The organism is Bacteroides acidifaciens, assembly GCF_903181435.1.
Classification (GTDB): domain Bacteria; phylum Bacteroidota; class Bacteroidia; order Bacteroidales; family Bacteroidaceae; genus Bacteroides.
Genome location: NZ_CAEUHO010000004.1, coordinates 355,780 through 373,956, shown reverse-complemented (window position 1 = coordinate 373,956; position 18,177 = coordinate 355,780). Strand labels below are relative to the sequence as shown.

Here is an 18,177-nt window from a genome sequence, read left to right as displayed (position 1 = left end):
GACTGGTAATACACACCAAACAATAAGACAAACCGCTTCAGCCAATCCCTGCGGATAGCTGAAGCGGTTTGCTTCTTTCTATAGTGGTATTCTTAATTTCAAATGATTGTCCACCATCTTCCCTTCCTCCCAACCAAACAGCGTATTTATAGGTTAATAAGCAACCGCCAGCGGCGCACGCAACCTCTGCGCATACTCAGCCATATATTTATTCCATCCATCAGCCGTCTTGATAGCCGCCTTATCCCAGGCAGAACCCCAGTAATAAGTATATTCAGAACCCGGCTCATATTCGCTGACTGCCAGTACGTGACCGTCTGCTCCGCCACGCTCTTTCTTCTCCGTTTCTGAGAAAAGAACAGCTTTAGCATCTTTTACTTGCGCGGGGAATGCAGCGCCGACAAATATCTTGCCGTTTCCACCTTTACGGTCAGTTGTAGGGTCTACATAAGTGATATAACCGTTGGCAGCATCAGCTACAACCGCACCATCCGGTTCACGCAGAACAAGCCCTGTAACCACAGGTATTGCCTCTTTCAGATTGGTATATGAAATAACAGCTTTGTTGAGGTATGAGCCTGCATCCAAAGAGATAACACGAGTTTCCACTACGTTAGAGTCTCCACGAACTACAAGCGGATTGAATTCCAACTTTACAGTAAAGCGTAATGGGCCGTTATCAAGGATTTCCTGAGTGCGATAGCAGTAAGGATAGATAATCGTATCCCCTGCCATCAAAGCAGCCGTACCGCCGCCCAATGTAGGCCCTACGGCGTAGCAGTCCATCCCGTAACCATGGTCAATATGATAAGAGATGGCACGTCCCAATTCGGCAGCCGCTTTCGGGTCAGTCTTTTTCAGTTCGGCTATCTTGGCACGCTTCTCCTTATTCAGTTCTTCAGCGTACATACTTTCTAGGATAGGCTCGGTAGTATTATACTTCGTGAAGATATCGTAGCCAAAGCCACGTTCGTTTCTTGCCTGCAAAGCAGGGCCATAGGCACGGAAACCTACGAGGTCGTTCTCCCAAGCAACGTCATCCAGGCGTTCGGGATAATATTTGCCACAGGCAATTACATTAAATGGTTCCGGGGTTCCCGGCTGAATAGTGTAAGTAGCTGTACCATTCGCTTTTACCGTAGCCGGGAAAATAACTTTTTCGTCATATGTCACCTGGTAAGGCACTTGTTGACCATCAGCGTCAAGTACTATAATCTGTGCTGTGTCTGCGAGTTGCAACTTCGCAACCACATCGCTCATCGGTACTTCAACCATCTCTCCAGCGCGTTCTAAAGCCAAGGGATTAGCCACAGTGACCGTCATTGCCTGTTTGCTGTCGGCACAGGAAGCAAAAGCCGTCAAAGCAACAGCAAGCAGAAAAAATATCTTTTTCATGATTGATTCTTATTAAATAAAAAATAAGGTGACAGATGAAAAGAGGATGCTCTTTGCCATTCTATCACCTTACGGATTAACTTACTATCTTGTATTATTTCGGTTGTTTTCCGATATAAGCAAGGATACCGCCATCTACGTAAAGAACGTGACCGTTGACAGCGTTAGATGCTTCAGAAGCAAGGAACACAGCAGGGCCTGTCAGTTCTTCCGGATCCAACCAACGACCTGCCGGAGTCTTGGCGCAGATGAATGAATCGAACGGGTGACGGCTTCCGTCTTCTTGCGGCTCACGAAGAGGAGCAGTCTGCGGAGTAGCGATATAACCCGGGCCGATACCATTACATTGGATGTTGTATTCACCATATTCAGAGCAGATGTTGCGAGTCAGCATCTTCAGACCACCCTTAGCGGCAGCGTAAGCAGATACAGTTTCACGACCCAGTTCAGACATCATAGAGCAGATGTTGATGATTTTACCGGCACGTTTTTCCATCATAGCAGGAAGAACAGCCTTAGCAACGATAAACGGAGCGTTCAAGTCGATGTCGATTACACGACGGAAATCAGCAGCGTCCATTTCGTGCATAGGAACACGACGGATGATACCTGCGTTATTTACAAGAATATCAATTGTACCTACTTCTTTAGCGATAATAGCAACCATAGCCTGTACAGCCGGTTCGTCTGTCACGTCACATACATAACCGTGAGCCTTGATACCCTTTTCTGCATAAGCAGCCATACCTTTGTCTACCAACTCCTGATTGATGTCGTTAAAACAAACAGTAGCGCCTTGTTCTGCAAAAGCAGAAGCGATAGCAAAACCGATACCATAAGAAGCACCTGTAACGAGAGCTACTTTACCTTCCAAAGAAAAATTCAAAAACTTGTTCATAATTTTTTTGTTATTAAATTAGGAAAACTATTGTAGTTGTTATTTCAAATCTGTTATTAATGAGAAGTCCTGGTCGCCGTAGTCGAGGTTCTCGCCGCCCATACCCCAGATAAAGGTGTAGTTGTGAGTAGCGGCAGCCGAGTGGATAGACCATTCGGGCGAAAGAACCGCCTGGTCGCCCTTCATCCATACGTGGCGTGTTTCGCCTACTTCGCCCATAAAATGGCAGATAGCGTGGTCTTCGGGGATTTCGAAGTAGAAATAAGCTTCCATACGACGGCTGTGTACGTGAGCCGGCATCGTGTTCCATACGCTTCCCGGAGCCAGTTCGGTCATACCCATCTGGAGTTGGCAGGTAGGCAATACCTGATTTACCAGCATCTTATTGATATTACGATGGTTGGAACCTTCCAAAGAGCCCATTTCAGCCACTACTGCATCGGCTTTCGTCACCTTACGGTCGGGATAGTTGCGATGAGCAGTCAGTGAGTTGAAGTAGAATTTGGCGGGATGTGCAGCGTCCTTGCTTTCGAAAGTCACTTCACGGTCGCCCGAACCCAGGTAAAGGGCTTCCTTATAATCAAGTTCAAATTCAGCGTCGCCTGCCTTTACGATACCGGGACCGCCCACATTGTAAACACCCATCTCGCGGCGGGTCAGGAAGAAAGGAGCTTTCAGCGGGTCAATCGCTTCGAGCGTCAGCACTTCGCCTACCGGAAGAGCTCCACCCACTACCATACGGTCGTACATGGAATATACCATATTCACTTCATTGGGGACAAATATCTTTTCGATTAAGAAATCTCTGCGGATTCTCGTTGTATCATAACTTTTTGCATCCTCAGGATGCGCAGCATAGCGAATTTCATAGTTCGTTTTCATACCTTATTTATTTATAGTTATTGAATAAGTTCACGTTTCTACGTGCACACCGTTTGCGTACACGATGCAAAAATAGCAAAAGAAAACGGGTTTACCTTGCAATTTTGTTCCAATTATCCACCAAAAATGTCCAGAATCTGTGCAATGCACACTTTTTTAACGAACTATAATACGATTAAAAGGGGATTTTTACCTAGGTCTCAAATCCGTATCGAGCGAGAAGTACAAATCACGTTATATCGACTGCCCGAACGAACCGCTTTATCCCTTCGGATATGGCTTGAGCTATGCTACATTCGAGTACTCGGATATTCAGCCCTCTTCTGTCATTGCCGAAGAAGGTGACAAACTCCAATTCAGCGTGACCGTCACCAATACCGGCAAAGTAGACGGTGAAGAGGTAGTCCAGCTTTATGTACGCGATATGAAAGGCAGCGTGACACGCCCGGTAAGGGAGTTAAAAGGCTTTAACAAGATTCTAATCAAAGCCGGAGAAAGCCGTAAAGTCTCCTTCACCCTTTCTCCCGAAGACCTCTCCTTCACACGCAAGGACATGATTTGGGGACAGGAAAAAGGTGAATACAAGCTATGGATAGGCGGGGACTCCAATGCAAGCCAGGAAGCCTCTTTTACCATTAAATAACTCTAGCTATTGACTTTCCCCTTTTTATTTTGTATCTTTGAAGAACCAAAATAAGAAAAAACAGTATGAGTTATATAAAAATCAAGACATAATAGCACATTATCAAACATATATTTCCATATATGGAAGAACTACGACGGGAGAAAATCAGCACTGATTTTCTCCCGTTTTGTTTATATAAAAGCAAGTGTAGATTTAACATACCCACAGGGTTTTCGGACTGACCCGGTTTTCTTACAACAGACAAACTATTACTGAAATCAAGATGATAATGTCGAGATTTTCGGACTGACCCAGATTATGCCGCTTTACAAACAGCAATAAGAATAGAAGAAAAAGAAAAGCCCTGAAAGATGTATCTTCCAGGGCTTTTCTTCGTTGGACTACCAAGATTCGAACTTGGACAAACAGAACCAAAACCTGTTGTGCTACCATTACACCATAGTCCAAACTTATGTGCTTTCTGTTAAAAAGCGGTGCAAAGATAGAGGTTTGCAAGCAAACCTCCAAATATTTCATTCATTTTTTTACTTTGCTACCCGATAAATCGTGAATTATTACTTCGCAATCAGCAGATAATAGTTCTTTTTACCGCGCTGAACAAGCAGATATTTCTCATCAAGCAGGTCAGCAGTTGTGATTACCTGGTCAAAAGCCGCCAGCTTCTCTTTATTCAACGAGACGCCACCGCCTTGAACCAACTTACGCATTTCACCTTTCGAAGCAAATACAGCCGCATTATCGACAAACAGGTCTACTGCCTTCACTCCTTCTACTAACGCATCACGGGAAATCTCAAATTGAGGTACTCCTTCGAATACAGCCAGCAATGTGTCTTCGTCCAATTTGCGCAAAGCGTCGGAAGTGGCATTACCAAACAGAATGTTGGATGCATCTACCGCTGCGTTGTAATCTTCTTCCGAGTGAACCATCACAGTCACTTCCTTGGCAAGACGTTTCTGAAGGATACGCAAGTGTGGAGCCGCCTGATGTTCGGCAATCAATGCTTCAATTTCTTCTTTTTCGATGGAAGTAAAGATCTTGATATAGCGTTCAGCATCAGAGTCACTTACGTTCAGCCAAAACTGGTAAAACTTGTATGGAGAAGTATAACGAGGATCCAACCAAATATTTCCGGATTCTGTCTTACCGAACTTGCCACCGTCAGCTTTTGTAATCAGAGGGCAAGTCAGAGCGAAAACTTCTCCCCCATTGGTACGGCGAATCAATTCGGCACCGGTAGTTATGTTTCCCCATTGGTCGGAACCACCCATCTGCAACTTGCAACCTTTTGTCTCGTATAAGTGAAGAAAATCGTATCCTTGAAGCAATTGGTAAGTGAACTCGGTAAATGACAGTCCGTCACGTGCTTCGCCATTCAGACGACGCTTTACAGAGTCTTTTGCCATCATATAGTTCACGGTAATGTGCTTACCTACTTCGCGAGCAAAATCAAGGAAACTGAACTCTTTCATCCAGTCGTAGTTGTTCACCAGTTCGGCACGGTTGGGTACATCCGACTCGAAGTCGAGGAACTTGGCAAGTTGTTTTTTTATACATGTCTGATTGTGACGTAATGTCTCCTCGTCCAGCAGATTACGTTCTGCCGACTTACCGGAAGGGTCACCAATCATACCTGTAGCGCCCCCAATCAGTGCCAACGGCTTATGACCGCAGCGTTGGAAATGACGAAGGATCATCACTCCACAAAGGTGACCAATGTGTAGCGAATCGGCAGTCGGGTCGATACCCAAATAGGCAGTCACCTGCTCTTTGATTAGCAACTCTTCTGTTCCCGGCATGATGTCCTGCAACATGCCACGCCATCTCAATTCTTCTACAAAATTCATCGTATTACTCTTTTATTATTAGGTTTTTATTGTCTTCTTAATCCGATATGCGGCAAAAGTACGACTCTTTCTCGGAAGATACAACTCTTACGCCTTAAAAAAGACATTTTGAATATTTCTGCGAATAGTCTCACGCAGTAACCCCGCCTCTACCCCACGCACTTCGGCTGCCCGGCACAAAATTTCTTCAATATCAAACGAGCTCTCGTCCGTCTCCAGAAACAAGCGGTCGTCGGGTATCATCTTCATCGTTTCATCGGGATAATATTCTCCCAAAGAAAGATAAAATCCCTGTTTCAGCAACTGTGTCGCCTGCTCAGGCTTTCCCCGGAAGCCATGCCATATCCAAGGTTGCTTGGGTTGAAACTGCTTCTTTGCTGCCAAAAGTTGTTCCATTGCTTTCACACAATGGATTATCAACGGCAAACCGTATGTTTCAGACAGTTGTATCTGCATTACAAATGCCTGTGTTTGAAGCGTCATCGAAGCCTCTGTCAGTTTATCCAGCCCGGTCTCTCCTATAGCCACCACCTGTTTATTCGGCAATTGCTCGATAAGAAAATCAAGTTGTCGGTCGAAATCAGCCACTGTCAGCTTCCATGGATGGATACCGACAGAATAATAACAGTCTTCTTGAAAAGACGAATCCTCCAATAACCGGTAATTGATGATAGAGTTACTTTTAGAAACGGCTCCCTGTCTATGGGTATGAATATCCAGAATAGTATCAATCATCTTTCCTTCCACATCTGATTCTTTATTTTAGTTATTTCAAGGCACAGGGTCATAGCCGGAGCCACCCCAGGGGTGACATCGCAGGATACGCCGCACAGTCAGATAAAACCCTTTCACGGGGCCATGCTTCTTAATCGCTTCGACTGCATAAGCCGAGCAGGTCGGCGTAAACCGGCATGAAGGGGGTGTCAGCGGAGATATACAAATCCGGTAAAAATAGATGGGGATAAGCAACAGGAGCGAAAACATCCTGCTTAAAAATCCTTTCACAGATACCCAGATAGCGGATATCCCAGAACCACGGGATTTCATAAGGATAGTTTTTCGGAGATGCGCGAAAGCGCTATTTTCATTTTCTCTTCCAATTCGGCAGTAGCGACAAGCTCGTCCGACAGATAGATAAAGGCGATAGCCAGATGCTGTTCCCGGCGTTGCAGCTCACCTATCAGAAGTTCTTTGTTTTTCCGATAGGCTTCACGTATCTGACGTTTCACCCGATTGCGCTTTACCGCCCGCTTGAACCGCCGTTTCGATACACTGATAAGTATGGAAGCCGAGACCTCACCTTGTTCGACGGGCATATATACAACACGTATCGGAAAGATGGAAAACGACTTCGAAACGCCGCCCTCAAACATCTTTCCGATCTGTATTTTACTATTCAGCCTTTCGGCTTTGCACAAAGTATATATACCCACCCTGTTTATTTATTGTTTTCCTTGATAAACATGTCGAGCGCTGCCGTCATTGACGGAGCCTGCACTGTAGGCGCTTCAAGATCCAGACGAAGTCCGGCATCACGTACAGCTTGTGCGGTAGTAGAGCCGAAAGTTCCGATCTTAATCTCTTTCTGATTGAAATCGGGAAAGTTCTTCTTCAAGGAAGTCACTCCTGCCGGGCTGAAGAACACCAACATATCATAATCAAATTCTTCTGATGTAAAGTCATTGCTCACTGTGCGGTACATCACAGCTTCCGTATGCTGAATACCGTTCTTATCGAGCAGGTTTTTCACATCATCATTGTGCACGTCCGACATCGGGACGAGGTATTTTTCTGTTTTGTGCTTCACAATGGAAGGAATCAGGTCTTCAATCTTTCCGGTAGCCCCAAAGAAGATTTTACGTTTGCGGTATTGCACATACTTCTGGATATACAATGCCACTGCTTCCGTCACGCAGAAATACTTCATCGTCTCGGGAATCGCTACACGCAGTTCTGTACACAAATTGAAAAAGTGGTCGATAGCATGACGCGAAGTGAATAGAACGGCAGTGTGGTCGAGAATCGAAATTTTCTGTTGCCGAAATTCTTTCGCCGAAAGACTTTCAACCTTAATAAACGGCCGGAAATCTATTTTTACACCATACTTCTCAGCGATGTCGTAATAGGGAGATTTCTCTGACGCAGGCTTAGGCTGCGACACTAGTACTTTTTTAATTTTCAACGTCCTAAAATTTTATTAGCAAAATATTGTTCATTTGAATCATACCCTGATAGAGTAGCAGACAAGGTATAATTTCTAGAGCGCAAAAGTACACAATTAAAAGGAAAAGCTCGCTAAACTGATGAAAAAAAAGCTTTATCCACTTATAAAACATCAATATTTTAGCGAAAATTAGAATTATAGAACCAATTATAATCAAATTGGTGAGACTTAGGTCGAAATAAACTAAAAAAAGTACGAATGGAAAAAGGGCAAATCCAGCATAATATATAAGCGCAGAATAAGATTCGAGCCACATATTTGTCCTATTTTTATCAAAGAACACCCAGCCCAAAAACATATAAAGCAGCCATTTTAGTAAGAAATAAGCCAAGCAGAAAGCTACATAAATTCCCAGCAAAAGGAGAGGGGATACATGGCTCATCAAGGCAGGAGAGGTATCGTGAAAATAATTGAGGAAGGTGATTCCTGCCAACACGCAGGTCTGCAACACAAGTACAAGGAGATAACGCATGTCAGCCGCCGTAGAGCTATCGAAGATGCTCGCCCGCTCACGATGCAGTACAAAGTCTTTCACTTGCTGAGAAAGAAATTTCTTTCCGCGCGACAAAGCGATGGAAGATAGGAAGAAGCAAGCCAACAATGTCAACGAGATAGCATCATCCGTCCGGGGAAAGTAGGGGATAGGGGTTCCCTCAAAACCTGAGCCAGCTTCCTGCGTGGCATGAGTTACAGCCGACTGCAAACTATCACTATCCGCTTTTGCCGAAGCAAACTGCCCATGTTGGAAAAGCAACAGGGTATCAGTTTGTGAAGAACCTATTGTATCGCCTATCATATAGCTGCAAATTTACGAATGGAAACATCCCACACCGGAGTCTCATAAAGCAACTCTACGGCTTCCTCAGGTGTCCGAGCCACTTTCCATATATCTCCATGCTGTTGACGCATAAAATTTTCTTCAATAGCTTTTTCAAGCATTTCCAGCAACGGGTCAAAGAACCCGTTTACATTAAGAACTATAATAGGGTTGAGGTATAACCCCAATTGTTTCCAGGTAATAATCTCAAGCAGTTCTTCAAGCGTGCCACATCCACCCGGCAAAGCAATGATACCGTCACTCAGATTCGCCATTTTCTGCTTGCGCTCGTGCATGGATTCCACTTCTATCAGCTCCGTCAATCCTGTATGGTGCCAGTTCTGTTCTACCATAAAATGCGGGATGACTCCGGTCACCTCACCACCACTCTTCAAGACAGCATCTGCCACTGAGCGCATCAGACCGATACTTCCGGCTCCGTTAATCAAGCGGATACGATGTTCGGCAAGCAAACGCCCAAGTTCTTCGGCTGCTTTAAAGTAGACGGGATCTATTTTGGTACTGGAAGCACTATATACGCATACGGAATTTATTTGGTTCATCTTCATTACACTATCCATGGAGTTATTATATCGTAGGCGCAAAATTACGAAAAAAATCCGTTATTCGTATTTATCTTAATCAGAGATAACAGTTATACCTGCTTTCTTGTATTTAGTCTATCATTGATACAAAAAGAATCTTGGACTTCTGAAATCAGAAGCCCAAGAGCTTTCTTACAGAGAACACATCTATTGCAGATATCGCATCTGCAAACAGATGTACCGAATTGTCGCTGAATGAACTTCATTGTTCGAATAATCAGTTTGTTCAAACACCCTACCCAATACTCAGCAAGACAATTCATAATGAGTGATTTTATTCTTTGATAATATACCTAATAACGATCGTATGCCTTTCGCAAGGCATATTAAGCCCACGAGTCAGAATCAACCAATTCTTTCCCCTTTCGGTCAACCTCTAATCGCCATTTCAGCAATGCACTATATAAATAGCGAGGCCTTTAACCGTTAATAATTTAGGTATATTATATTGTTACAAATATTTCCACTACAGAGATTAATCTAATTCAAATTCCCCCGCATAACTTGTAGCCGGAAGTTGTATTTCCAAAACATACTTACCTTTTTCTTCACCAGTGAGGTTAATATTCAGTTTTTCTACATTCAAATCAGTAGATGTATAAACGACTTCTTCTGTTTCTGCATCTTTTATGATGATTGTTACAGAAGTAACAGGTACAAGAAAATCGATAGATACCATCGGGCTTTCAACAAAAGCAATAGGTATAATAGGGATAGAACGATGTTGTATTTTAGTAGTAGCACTCAATTCAATTCGATGCGCAGATTTCATCTCACGTGCAAAAGATGTATTTACTTGAAATAATACGACCAACAATAACAGAAGTAAAAATTTAGCTTTCATAATAAGTATATTTAAAATTTCGCTTCAAAAATACACAGATAGAGTCACAAAAACGATTTTTATGTGGTAACAATGGTAACAGCCCTTCATTAAAAAAAGAAATAATCCCCAATAATACTACAATATCCTATTGATTATCAGCACCGAACACACGCTCAAAAATTTGTGTATCAATTTTATTCTTTATACGGCTCTTGCGTGTTTTAAGAGCGTCTGACGTGGCACCCATCAGTTCCATCATGACAGATTTCGAACAACAAAGCAATGAAAGAACACAAAAATACACATCATCACCAGTTAAAGCTGGATAACGCCCTTGCAAGTTTACCATTACATCAACAAAGGAATTGGAAATGGCAGAACGCATCTCTTTCCTCAAGTTACGCATCATCAATAATTGTTTAGGAGTCGCTTTCTCTAACGCTTCTAATTGATTATAATAATCAGTAGTTTTAAGCATAGATATACACAATTGAATCTGCTTTTCTGTCAATTCGGACCGTTTCTTATCAATCTCATCCTTATTAGCTTCAGAAGCCTCTTCTTCCTTTAAAAGCATACTATCAACCCGTTTTTGAGTCAATTCATTCTGCAACGTTATATAGCGTTTCTTTCTTTTTCTATCATTCCACATAAAAGAAAAAACGCATATTATCATTAAAAAAAGAAATGCAACAGCTAAACCAACAACCAGTATTTTAGCGTGCTCTGACAATACCCTTTTATGCTCTTCCAATTGATGTTTATCCATAAGCCGTTTAAGTTCCTTATTATCAGTCATAACTTGAATTGAATCATAAAGCACTTTATATACATCCATATTTTCCGTCGCAGTTTTCCACTCTTTCTTTTTCTTTGCTATCTGATACATACCATTATAACAAATAGCCTTTCCATAAACATCAAGCTGATCTATGTCTTTACTAAAAAAATAACCAGCAGAATCAAGCATATTCAAGTTTAGCATAATTTTTGCTTTTAACAAACAAGCGTTATGTGACATATCATAATCCATTATCGCAATCGCTCTCGACACATACTTATTTGCCTGAACATAATCTTTTCCTTCATTATAAACTATAGCAAAATCATGATAGATTGCCCCTATTACATCAGAATCTTGTACCACCGATGCGCAATCAAGAGCCTGTTGATAGTAGTATAATGCACTATCTTTTTCATTTTGTAACAAAAACATACGTGCAATTCCTCTCAATGGATAAACCTGAGCACTTTTCCCCTTCAGAATTTGATAAGCTTTACGATAAGCATCCATTGCTATATCATCCAAATCCTCTTCTTCGTAACATTCTGCCAAATTATCATATATCATCGCCAAGAACTCATCCTTAACAGGCATCAGCCGAACCGCCGCTAAATATTCTTCTACGGCAAAAGAAGTATATCCCATATCCCGATAAGTAGCTCCTAAATAATAATGTGCTTTTGCTGCGCGTACACTCTTTTTTCTATCTCCATAATACTCAACAGCCGTTTTTATCAACGAATCATCTTCTAAAGGAATATAGTTCTTATACTTCCCCTGTGTAAGCAACAGTGCATAAAGCGCCCTATCGGCACGTGGTAGTTTCTGCGGAGAAGAAATTGATTCCAAAATAAACAGGGCACTATCAGGGTATTCTTCCATTAACGAATCAGCACGCAACAACAATGGATTCTTCACAGAAGAAGAGCAAGAAGAAAGAGATATAGACGACAGAATACTACCTACACCAATCAATAAGCATAAAAAGACCAATAAATGGTATTCGGAAAAGGAAAGTTTTATTTTCATTTAGCAATTGTTCATTTCATAAAACAAAAGTAGCAAATTCCCGCAAGACCTACTTAGTATCCAAAATACATTTATTTAAATATAACTTATAAAAACAAGAGTCACAACTCCACCTTCCCACGAAAAGAAGGTAAAATTGTGACTCTTTTATATAAGCAAGCTAAGTTCTAAACTAAATTACAGAGCGAAAGCTGCTTTAATTTTATCAACGTAGTCGAGCTTCTCCCATGTAAAGAGTTCTACGTCTACTGTCTTGTCACCCTCATAACGAGAGAAGAACTTCTTAGTAACCACCTGCGGTTCGCGTCCCATGTGGCCATAAGCGGCAGTTTCCTGATAAATAGGATTACGGAGCTTTAAGCGTTCCTCGATAGCTTTCGGACGAAGGTCGAACAACTGGTCAATGATACGGGCAATCTCGCCATCAGTCATATTCACATGAGAACGGCCGTAAGTATCCACGAAGATATTAATCGGGCGAGCCACACCAATAGCATAACTTACCTGTACAAGCATTTCGTCTGCTACTCCTGCTGCTACCATGTTCTTAGCGATATGGCGTGCTGCATATGCTGCGCTGCGGTCTACCTTGCTAGGATCTTTTCCTGAGAAAGCACCGCCACCATGAGCACCCTTGCCACCGTAAGTATCAACGATAATCTTACGACCTGTCAGACCGGTATCTCCGTGAGGGCCACCGATAACAAACTTTCCGGTAGGATTGACATGATAGATGATTTTATCATTGAACAATGCCAACACTTTGTCGTGATGGATAGAAGCAATCACACGAGGCATCAGAATCTCAATCACATCACGGCGGATGATAGACAGCATTTCTTCGTCAGCTTTCAACTGAGCGGCTTGCGAGTCATCTTCCGGCTGGATAAAGTCATCATGTTGCGTAGAAACAACAATTGTATCAATGCGGACAGGGGTTCCGTTGTCGTCATATTCGATAGTAACCTGGCTTTTCGCATCGGGGCGGAGATAAGTCATCACCTTGCCTTCACGACGGATATCGGCCAGCACTTGCAGAATGCGGTGTGCCAAATCAAGAGAAAGCGGCATGTAATTTTCCGTTTCATTCGTAGCATAACCGAACATCATTCCTTGGTCGCCTGCGCCCTGTTCCATCGGGTCCTGACGTTCTACACCACGGTTGATATCGGGGCTTTGCTCATGAATGGCGGAAAGTACACCACAAGAGTTGCTTTCGAACATGTACTCTCCTTTGGTATAGCCGATTTTCTTAATCACTTCGCGTGCGATGAGCTGCAGGTCAACGTACGCTTTTGTTTTCACTTCACCCGCTAGCACCACTTGTCCGGTAGTCACTAGTGTTTCGCAAGCTACTTTCGAACTGGGGTCGTAAGCCAACAGTTTGTCAAGCACGGCATCCGATATTTGATCGGCTACCTTGTCGGGGTGTCCTTCTGACACCGATTCGGATGTAAATAAGTATCCCATCTTTGTTAAATTAAAAATTAAGAATTGAGAATTAAAAAATAATAGGGTAGGAGAGGTGAGTGCTGCAAGGAGTAAACCGCAAAGCGTCGGTAAGACGTGTTTTAGCATTTTTTTCCGTGGTTGCAAGCTACTCAAATCTGTCCACACTTTCATTTCGGTTGCAAAGATAAAGAGATTTCGGAGATAATGAGTATCTTTGGCGCGTATTTAACACATAAATAGATTTATAATGATTCTAAATAAGAAATTAAAAACGCTTTTGGTGCTGGCGCTCTATGTAGGATTCACGATTGCTATCTACGCCATTGTTTGCCATTTCATCGACAAGCCGTTTCAGGAGATTCATTTGCTGTATGCAACACTGATAGGATGCATCGCCTATTTGCCGGTGTTTATTGCGGAGAAAAAGAAATAAATAGTCTGTTTGGTGCGTATATATACTCACCATACTGGATATATATATCCAATACGCTGTACATATATGCCCAATACGGTGAGTATATATGCCCACCGAACAGGGGTTAGAGTGCGTTCAAAATACCTTTCATTGTCTTTCCCAACACAGGGTGCAAGATGTCCGGAGCAATTTCCGCCAGTGGTTTCATCACAAAGTCACGTTCTGCCATCAACGGATGGGGGAGGGTCAGCTCTGCTCCGGAAGCAGAGTTCACAGAAAGCACTAAATCTTCATAAAGTAACAGATCAATATCAATCAGGCGGTCGCTATATATTCCGTTGACGGACTTTTGGGTACGCCCCAGCTCCCTTTCAATCATTTGTGTCTCTTGCAATACTTCCAATGGAGATAATTCCGTTTCCACACAGGCGGCCGCATTCAGGAAACTGTTTTCAGAAGCAAAGCCCCAGGGGGCAGTAACATAAAAAGCAGACAGGGAAATGACTTTCCCTATCTGCCCTTCTATCTTTTGCACGGCATCCCGAAGATTCTGTTCTTTATCTCCAAGGTTAGTACCGAGTCCCAAATATACTTTTGCCATTATTTGTCCAGAATCAGCATTGCATCTCCGTAGGTACCGAAACGGTAGCCTTCCTTCAATGCTACATGATAAGCATCCATCACCTGCTCATAGCCCCCGAAAGCAGCTACAATCATCAACAATGTAGAAAGCGGCATATGGAAGTTGGAAATCATTGAATTGGCAACCGTAAATTCATACGGCGGGAAGATAAACTTGTTCGTCCATCCTTCAAATTCCTTCAAATGCCCGTCGGTGCTGACTGCGCTTTCGATGGCACGCATCACTGTCGTACCTACCGCACACACATTCTTGCCTGTATCTTTCGCACGATTAACGGTTTTCACTGCCATCTCGTCTACAAACATCTGTTCTGAGTCCATCTTATGCTTCGTCAAGTCTTCCACGTCGATGTCACGGAAATTACCCAGACCGGCATGCAGAGTGATATATGCAAAATCCACACCCTTGATTTCCAGACGCTTCATCAATTCACGGCTGAAATGCAGGCTGGCAGTGGGAGCAGTCACCGCACCTTCGTTCTTCGCAAAGATAGACTGGAAACGTTCCGCATCTTCCGGCTCTACAGGACGGTTGATGATAGTATGGGGCAGGGGAGTTTCACCCAATTCATACAAAGCTTTTTTAAATTCGTCGTGAGGCCCGTCATAAAGGAAACGGAGCGTACGTCCACGGGAAGTGGTATTATCAATAACTTCGGCCACCATTGAATCGTCCGGGCCGAAATACAGCTTGTTACCGATACGAATCTTACGGGCAGGATCTACCAATACGTCCCACAAGCGAAGTTCCTCATTCAACTCACGCAACAAGAACACTTCGATACGGGCACCCGTCTTCTCCTTGTTACCGTACAAACGCGCAGGGAATACCTTCGTATCGTTGAATATAAACACATCCTTGTCATCAAAGTAGTCCAGAACTTCCTTGAACATCTTGTGCTCAATCTTACCTGTTTTACGATGCAATACCATCAAACGAGACTCATCCCTATATTTCATAGGATGCAGAGCAATCTTATCCTCGGGTAACTTAAATTTGAATTGTGATAATTTCATATCTACTCCTTATTACGTTAATTATTTTCTTCCTCATTTTCTATTTCCTGTCCGTCAATCCACTCTTTAAAGTGTTCGGGGTTCAGGCAGTCTTCCAACCGGACATCGCCCACACGGGTACGAATCAGTCCTGTCAGGTGGGCTCCGCTATGGAGCGCTTCGCCAATGTCACGCGCCAAAGCTCGGATATACGTCCCCTTACTGCATACGACACGAATCCGAATCATCGGCTCGGGAACATCCAGGCTGCACTCCAGCAATTCAATCTCGTCGATAACAAGCTGCTTCGCCTTTAGTTCGACTTCCTCGCCTTTCCGTGCCAGTTCGTATGCCCGTTTCCCATCTACCATGCAGGCGGAAAAAGCAGGCGGAACCTGTTCTATCGTACCGATAAAGCGCGTCAGCACTTCTTCCACCAGCTCCCGCGTGATATGCTCAGTAGGGTAGGTGGCATCTATCTCATGTTCCAAATCGTACGACGGTGTGGTAGCACCCAACCGGAGCGTAGCGACGTACTCCTTCGTATGATATTGAAACTCCTCTATTCTCTTCGTAGCCTTGCCTGTGCATACAATCATTACCCCTGTCGCAAGGGGATCCAACGTGCCGGCATGACCGACCTTCAGTTTTTTCACCCCTATCCGCCGGCAAATATGATAACGGGCGTGCCCTACTACCTTAAATGAAGTCCAGCCAAGAGGTTTATTAAAAAACAGTACTTCTCCTTTTTTAAAATTCATCAGCTCAATATAATCGTTACCAACCCTGCTATCGCGCAATAGATAGCGAAATAGATCAGTTTTCCTTTCTTCACTACATTAATCATCCACTTACAAGCCAGGCAACCCGCCACAAAAGCAGCCAGGAAACCGACAATCAGCGACAACGCAGGAATATCACCTACCACATCTTCGCCCTTCATCATCTTCATTCCGTCGAGCAACGCTTCTCCCAAGATAGGCGGAATAACCATCAGGAAAGAAAATTGCGCCAATTTCGCCTTGTTGTCACCCAACAGAAGCCCCGTAGCAATGGTAGAACCCGAACGGGACAACCCCGGCATGACCGCACAAGCTTGTGCGATACCGATAATCAAAGCATCCTTCATCGAGATTTTTTCTTTCTGACGCGGCTTATAGTAATAAGAGAAAGTCAGCAGGGCGGCAGTCAACAACAACATACAGCCCACAATCAGCAGTCCCGAACCGAAAATCGTCTCCACATAATCCTTAAAGAACACTCCTACGATACCAATTGGTATCATTGAAATCAATATATTGATGACATATCGCGTCTCATCATTCATCTGAAACTTAAACAACCCGCGGAAAATCCAGTCTATCTCCTTCCATAAAATCACCAGCGTGCTGCATACCGTAGCCACATGCACCACAATCGTGAATGCCAAATTCTCTTCCCCCTGTATCCCGAACAATGCCGACCCGATGGCCAGATGACCACTGCTGCTTACGGGCAAATACTCAGTCAATCCCTGAATCAGTCCAAGGATTAATGCTTCTAACCAACTCATAATTTCTGCTTATTCTCTTTTAATTTTAGGCACTTCAGTCATTTTAGGCTTACGCAGCACGGCATATATCATAGACAAAAAACCAAACAGGCAAACGACAGGCGCCACCTTTATTCTGCGTACACTGAAAATATCCGGTTCGAAAACCGTTTCGGACGACGAGGGTCCCGACATCAACAGGAAACCGATAATAACAATCGCCATTCCTATCGCGAGCAAGATAAAGTTCACTTTATCAAAGGCAAATTTCCGCTTGTCAGACATAGTTTATTTCTTCTTTTTGAATTAAATATAGTATAGGCTGTTCGCTTTCATTCTCAGATACTTGTTCATGGAGAAATAGGCGCACAGCCACGTTATTACAATCCCGAACACCAATACACTTGCACATACAATCAGCATGACTTCGGGAGTGATGACCTGAAGCAATTCCTGCTCGTACGTCACCGCCCAATAGGCGGTTCCCATCAATACGGAATCGGCAACAATGGCTGCCAGTATTCCGCTCCATACATTCTTTCGGAGGAATGGTCCTCGGATGAATCCCCAACTCGCCCCTACCAGTTTCATTGTATGAATGAGGAAGCGTTTCGAGTAGATGGCCAGCCTTATTGTATTGTTTATCAGAGCAAAAGAAATAAAAGTGAGCACCACTGCCAGAGCGAGTAGCACCAGGCTGATATTTCGTATATTATCATTCACAGCGTCAATCAGTTCCTTTCGATAGAGCACGTCTTGAATATTGGTGTTCTTTTTAATCATTTTCTCTATCCTCGCGATGCTGTCGGAGTTGGCATAGTCGGAATGAAGCTTGATTTCGATGGAAGCGGTAAAGGGGTTATAGCCCAGGAATTCTTCCGGATCGGTTCCCATTGCTTCCGTCTGTTCTTTCAGTGCTTGTTTTTTAGAGATATATTCGGATTGTTTCACGAAAGGTTCCTGATTCAGCTTCTTCTGAAGTTTCAGTATATCCGCTTCTTTCATGTCGTCACTGATAAGAACGGAGAAACTGATATTCTCGCGGACATATACGGAAAGATTGTGTGCTGTCAATACGAAGAAGACAACCAGTCCCAGCAACAGCAACACTAATGTCGTACTGATACTCGACGTGATGAACTGCATGTCGAAAATCGAACCTGACTTATATTTGTTTTGATTTCCCAT

At 43.4% G+C, this 18,177-nt stretch carries 21 protein-coding genes and 1 tRNA gene; 2 read left to right on the top strand and 20 right to left on the bottom strand.

The features are described from left to right. Positions 1–153 precede the first annotated feature (153 nt). The 3 genes from CLIN57ABFB40_RS13595 to kduI form a co-directional block, all read right to left on the bottom strand. The gene (locus CLIN57ABFB40_RS13595; protein WP_175630591.1) at positions 154–1,395 is read right to left on the bottom strand and encodes a DUF4861 domain-containing protein; all 1,242 of its coding nucleotides are present in this window, start codon (positions 1,393–1,395) and stop codon (positions 154–156) included. A gap of 94 nt (positions 1,396–1,489) precedes the next feature. Next, the gene (locus CLIN57ABFB40_RS13590) at positions 1,490–2,293 is read right to left on the bottom strand and encodes a gluconate 5-dehydrogenase (RefSeq protein ID WP_175630590.1); all 804 of its coding nucleotides are present in this window, start codon (positions 2,291–2,293) and stop codon (positions 1,490–1,492) included. A gap of 39 nt (positions 2,294–2,332) precedes the next feature. After that, positions 2,333–3,175 (bottom strand): 5-dehydro-4-deoxy-D-glucuronate isomerase, encoded by an 843-nt coding sequence (kduI, locus tag CLIN57ABFB40_RS13585; protein ID WP_175630589.1) that lies wholly within the window; start codon positions 3,173–3,175, stop codon positions 2,333–2,335. Between the two features lie 280 nt (positions 3,176–3,455). Between kduI and CLIN57ABFB40_RS13580 the strand changes: the two genes are divergently transcribed. Next, positions 3,456–3,818, top strand: coding sequence for a fibronectin type III-like domain-contianing protein (locus CLIN57ABFB40_RS13580; RefSeq protein ID WP_254871783.1), 363 nt, complete (start codon positions 3,456–3,458; stop codon positions 3,816–3,818). A 378-nt stretch (positions 3,819–4,196) separates the two neighbouring features. Here the strand turns inward: CLIN57ABFB40_RS13580 and CLIN57ABFB40_RS13575 are convergent. The 11 genes from CLIN57ABFB40_RS13575 to metK form a co-directional block, all read right to left on the bottom strand. Further along, positions 4,197–4,267 (bottom strand) — tRNA-Gln (locus tag CLIN57ABFB40_RS13575). Between the two features lie 108 nt (positions 4,268–4,375). Then, positions 4,376–5,668 (bottom strand): tyrosine--tRNA ligase, encoded by a 1,293-nt coding sequence (tyrS, locus tag CLIN57ABFB40_RS13570; protein ID WP_175630588.1) that lies wholly within the window; start codon positions 5,666–5,668, stop codon positions 4,376–4,378. 87 nt (positions 5,669–5,755) lie between these two features. After that, complete coding sequence (locus CLIN57ABFB40_RS13565) at positions 5,756–6,403, bottom strand: TatD family hydrolase (RefSeq protein ID WP_175631225.1); 648 nt, start codon at positions 6,401–6,403, stop codon at positions 5,756–5,758. A 36-nt stretch (positions 6,404–6,439) separates the two neighbouring features. After that, a complete protein-coding gene (yidD, locus tag CLIN57ABFB40_RS13560) occupies positions 6,440–6,652 on the bottom strand; it encodes a membrane protein insertion efficiency factor YidD (protein ID WP_410489607.1) in 213 nt (70 codons plus the stop codon). 59 nt (positions 6,653–6,711) lie between these two features. Next, positions 6,712–7,101, bottom strand: a complete 390-nt coding sequence (gene rnpA / locus CLIN57ABFB40_RS13555) for a ribonuclease P protein component (RefSeq protein ID WP_175630586.1) — start codon at positions 7,099–7,101, stop codon at positions 6,712–6,714. Positions 7,102–7,106: 5 nt separating this feature from the next. Then, positions 7,107–7,850, bottom strand: coding sequence for a uroporphyrinogen-III synthase (locus CLIN57ABFB40_RS13550; RefSeq protein WP_175630585.1), 744 nt, complete (start codon positions 7,848–7,850; stop codon positions 7,107–7,109). Positions 7,851–7,854: 4 nt separating this feature from the next. Continuing rightward, positions 7,855–8,688: a DUF4271 domain-containing protein gene (locus CLIN57ABFB40_RS13545; protein WP_175630584.1), complete on the bottom strand. Its 834-nt coding sequence runs from the start codon at positions 8,686–8,688 to the stop codon at positions 7,855–7,857. Further along, a complete protein-coding gene (locus CLIN57ABFB40_RS13540) occupies positions 8,685–9,272 on the bottom strand; it encodes a TIGR00730 family Rossman fold protein (protein WP_175630583.1) in 588 nt (195 codons plus the stop codon). Before CLIN57ABFB40_RS13540 ends, CLIN57ABFB40_RS13545 begins: the two co-directional genes overlap by 4 nt. Before the next feature lie 517 nt (positions 9,273–9,789). Further along, positions 9,790–10,158 (bottom strand): DUF3244 domain-containing protein, encoded by a 369-nt coding sequence (locus CLIN57ABFB40_RS13535; RefSeq protein ID WP_175630582.1) that lies wholly within the window; start codon positions 10,156–10,158, stop codon positions 9,790–9,792. Positions 10,159–10,285: 127 nt separating this feature from the next. Continuing rightward, positions 10,286–11,806 (bottom strand): hypothetical protein, encoded by a 1,521-nt coding sequence (locus tag CLIN57ABFB40_RS13530; protein WP_410489614.1) that lies wholly within the window; start codon positions 11,804–11,806, stop codon positions 10,286–10,288. A 324-nt stretch (positions 11,807–12,130) separates the two neighbouring features. Continuing rightward, on the bottom strand, positions 12,131–13,423 hold the full coding sequence (gene metK / locus CLIN57ABFB40_RS13525; protein ID WP_175630580.1) for a methionine adenosyltransferase: 1,293 nt from the start codon (positions 13,421–13,423) through the stop codon (positions 12,131–12,133). Between the two features lie 229 nt (positions 13,424–13,652). Here metK and CLIN57ABFB40_RS13520 point away from each other — a divergent pair, with 229 nt between their 5' ends. Next, positions 13,653–13,838 carry a hypothetical protein gene (locus CLIN57ABFB40_RS13520; protein WP_024988534.1) on the top strand — a complete coding sequence of 62 codons (186 nt, stop codon included), beginning with the start codon at positions 13,653–13,655 and terminating at the stop codon, positions 13,836–13,838. Positions 13,839–13,944: 106 nt separating this feature from the next. On the opposite strand, the gene folK is transcribed toward CLIN57ABFB40_RS13520, so the two are convergent. The 6 genes from folK to CLIN57ABFB40_RS13490 are packed head-to-tail and all read right to left on the bottom strand — an operon-like array spanning position 13,945 to position 18,177. Further along, positions 13,945–14,421, bottom strand: coding sequence for a 2-amino-4-hydroxy-6-hydroxymethyldihydropteridine diphosphokinase (gene folK, locus CLIN57ABFB40_RS13515; protein WP_175630579.1), 477 nt, complete (start codon positions 14,419–14,421; stop codon positions 13,945–13,947). Beyond that, the gene (queA, locus tag CLIN57ABFB40_RS13510) at positions 14,421–15,479 is read right to left on the bottom strand and encodes a tRNA preQ1(34) S-adenosylmethionine ribosyltransferase-isomerase QueA (protein ID WP_175630578.1); all 1,059 of its coding nucleotides are present in this window, start codon (positions 15,477–15,479) and stop codon (positions 14,421–14,423) included. The genes folK and queA overlap by 1 nt, the downstream gene beginning before the upstream one ends. A 17-nt stretch (positions 15,480–15,496) precedes the next feature. After that, entirely contained in the window at positions 15,497–16,219 is a 723-nt protein-coding gene (gene truB, locus CLIN57ABFB40_RS13505) for a tRNA pseudouridine(55) synthase TruB (protein WP_175630577.1), read from the bottom strand. After that, positions 16,219–17,010: an undecaprenyl-diphosphate phosphatase gene (locus CLIN57ABFB40_RS13500; protein ID WP_044653531.1), complete on the bottom strand. Its 792-nt coding sequence runs from the start codon at positions 17,008–17,010 to the stop codon at positions 16,219–16,221. Before CLIN57ABFB40_RS13500 ends, truB begins: the two co-directional genes overlap by 1 nt. 9 nt (positions 17,011–17,019) lie before the next feature. Beyond that, a complete protein-coding gene (locus tag CLIN57ABFB40_RS13495) occupies positions 17,020–17,274 on the bottom strand; it encodes a DUF3098 domain-containing protein (RefSeq protein ID WP_024988530.1) in 255 nt (84 codons plus the stop codon). A gap of 21 nt (positions 17,275–17,295) precedes the next feature. Beyond that, complete coding sequence (locus tag CLIN57ABFB40_RS13490) at positions 17,296–18,177, bottom strand: cell division protein FtsX (RefSeq protein ID WP_128858627.1); 882 nt, start codon at positions 18,175–18,177, stop codon at positions 17,296–17,298.

What these genes read in the sequence shown, in the direction of transcription:
- CLIN57ABFB40_RS13540 (WP_175630583.1), bottom strand. Translation starts at nt 9,272, where the DNA reads ATGAACCAAATAAATTCCGTATGCGTATATAGTGCTTCCAGTACCAAA.
- CLIN57ABFB40_RS13590 (WP_175630590.1), bottom strand. Translation starts at nt 2,293, where the DNA reads ATGAACAAGTTTTTGAATTTTTCTTTGGAAGGTAAAGTAGCTCTCGTT.
- CLIN57ABFB40_RS13520 (WP_024988534.1), top strand. Translation starts at nt 13,653, where the DNA reads ATGATTCTAAATAAGAAATTAAAAACGCTTTTGGTGCTGGCGCTCTAT.
- metK (WP_175630580.1), bottom strand. Translation starts at nt 13,423, where the DNA reads ATGGGATACTTATTTACATCCGAATCGGTGTCAGAAGGACACCCCGAC.
- CLIN57ABFB40_RS13490 (WP_128858627.1), bottom strand. Translation starts at nt 18,177, where the DNA reads ATGGGAAATCAAAACAAATATAAGTCAGGTTCGATTTTCGACATGCAG.
- folK (WP_175630579.1), bottom strand. Translation starts at nt 14,421, where the DNA reads ATGGCAAAAGTATATTTGGGACTCGGTACTAACCTTGGAGATAAAGAA.
- CLIN57ABFB40_RS13595 (WP_175630591.1), bottom strand. Translation starts at nt 1,395, where the DNA reads ATGAAAAAGATATTTTTTCTGCTTGCTGTTGCTTTGACGGCTTTTGCT.
- truB (WP_175630577.1), bottom strand. Translation starts at nt 16,219, where the DNA reads ATGAATTTTAAAAAAGGAGAAGTACTGTTTTTTAATAAACCTCTTGGC.
- CLIN57ABFB40_RS13500 (WP_044653531.1), bottom strand. Translation starts at nt 17,010, where the DNA reads ATGAGTTGGTTAGAAGCATTAATCCTTGGACTGATTCAGGGATTGACT.
- kduI (WP_175630589.1), bottom strand. Translation starts at nt 3,175, where the DNA reads ATGAAAACGAACTATGAAATTCGCTATGCTGCGCATCCTGAGGATGCA.
- CLIN57ABFB40_RS13565 (WP_175631225.1), bottom strand. Translation starts at nt 6,403, where the DNA reads ATGATTGATACTATTCTGGATATTCATACCCATAGACAGGGAGCCGTT.
- yidD (WP_410489607.1), bottom strand. Translation starts at nt 6,652, where the DNA reads ATGTTTTCGCTCCTGTTGCTTATCCCCATCTATTTTTACCGGATTTGT.
- CLIN57ABFB40_RS13530 (WP_410489614.1), bottom strand. Translation starts at nt 11,806, where the DNA reads ATGGAAGAATACCCTGATAGTGCCCTGTTTATTTTGGAATCAATTTCT.
- CLIN57ABFB40_RS13545 (WP_175630584.1), bottom strand. Translation starts at nt 8,688, where the DNA reads ATGATAGGCGATACAATAGGTTCTTCACAAACTGATACCCTGTTGCTT.
- CLIN57ABFB40_RS13535 (WP_175630582.1), bottom strand. Translation starts at nt 10,158, where the DNA reads ATGAAAGCTAAATTTTTACTTCTGTTATTGTTGGTCGTATTATTTCAA.
- queA (WP_175630578.1), bottom strand. Translation starts at nt 15,479, where the DNA reads ATGAAATTATCACAATTCAAATTTAAGTTACCCGAGGATAAGATTGCT.
- CLIN57ABFB40_RS13495 (WP_024988530.1), bottom strand. Translation starts at nt 17,274, where the DNA reads ATGTCTGACAAGCGGAAATTTGCCTTTGATAAAGTGAACTTTATCTTG.
- tyrS (WP_175630588.1), bottom strand. Translation starts at nt 5,668, where the DNA reads ATGAATTTTGTAGAAGAATTGAGATGGCGTGGCATGTTGCAGGACATC.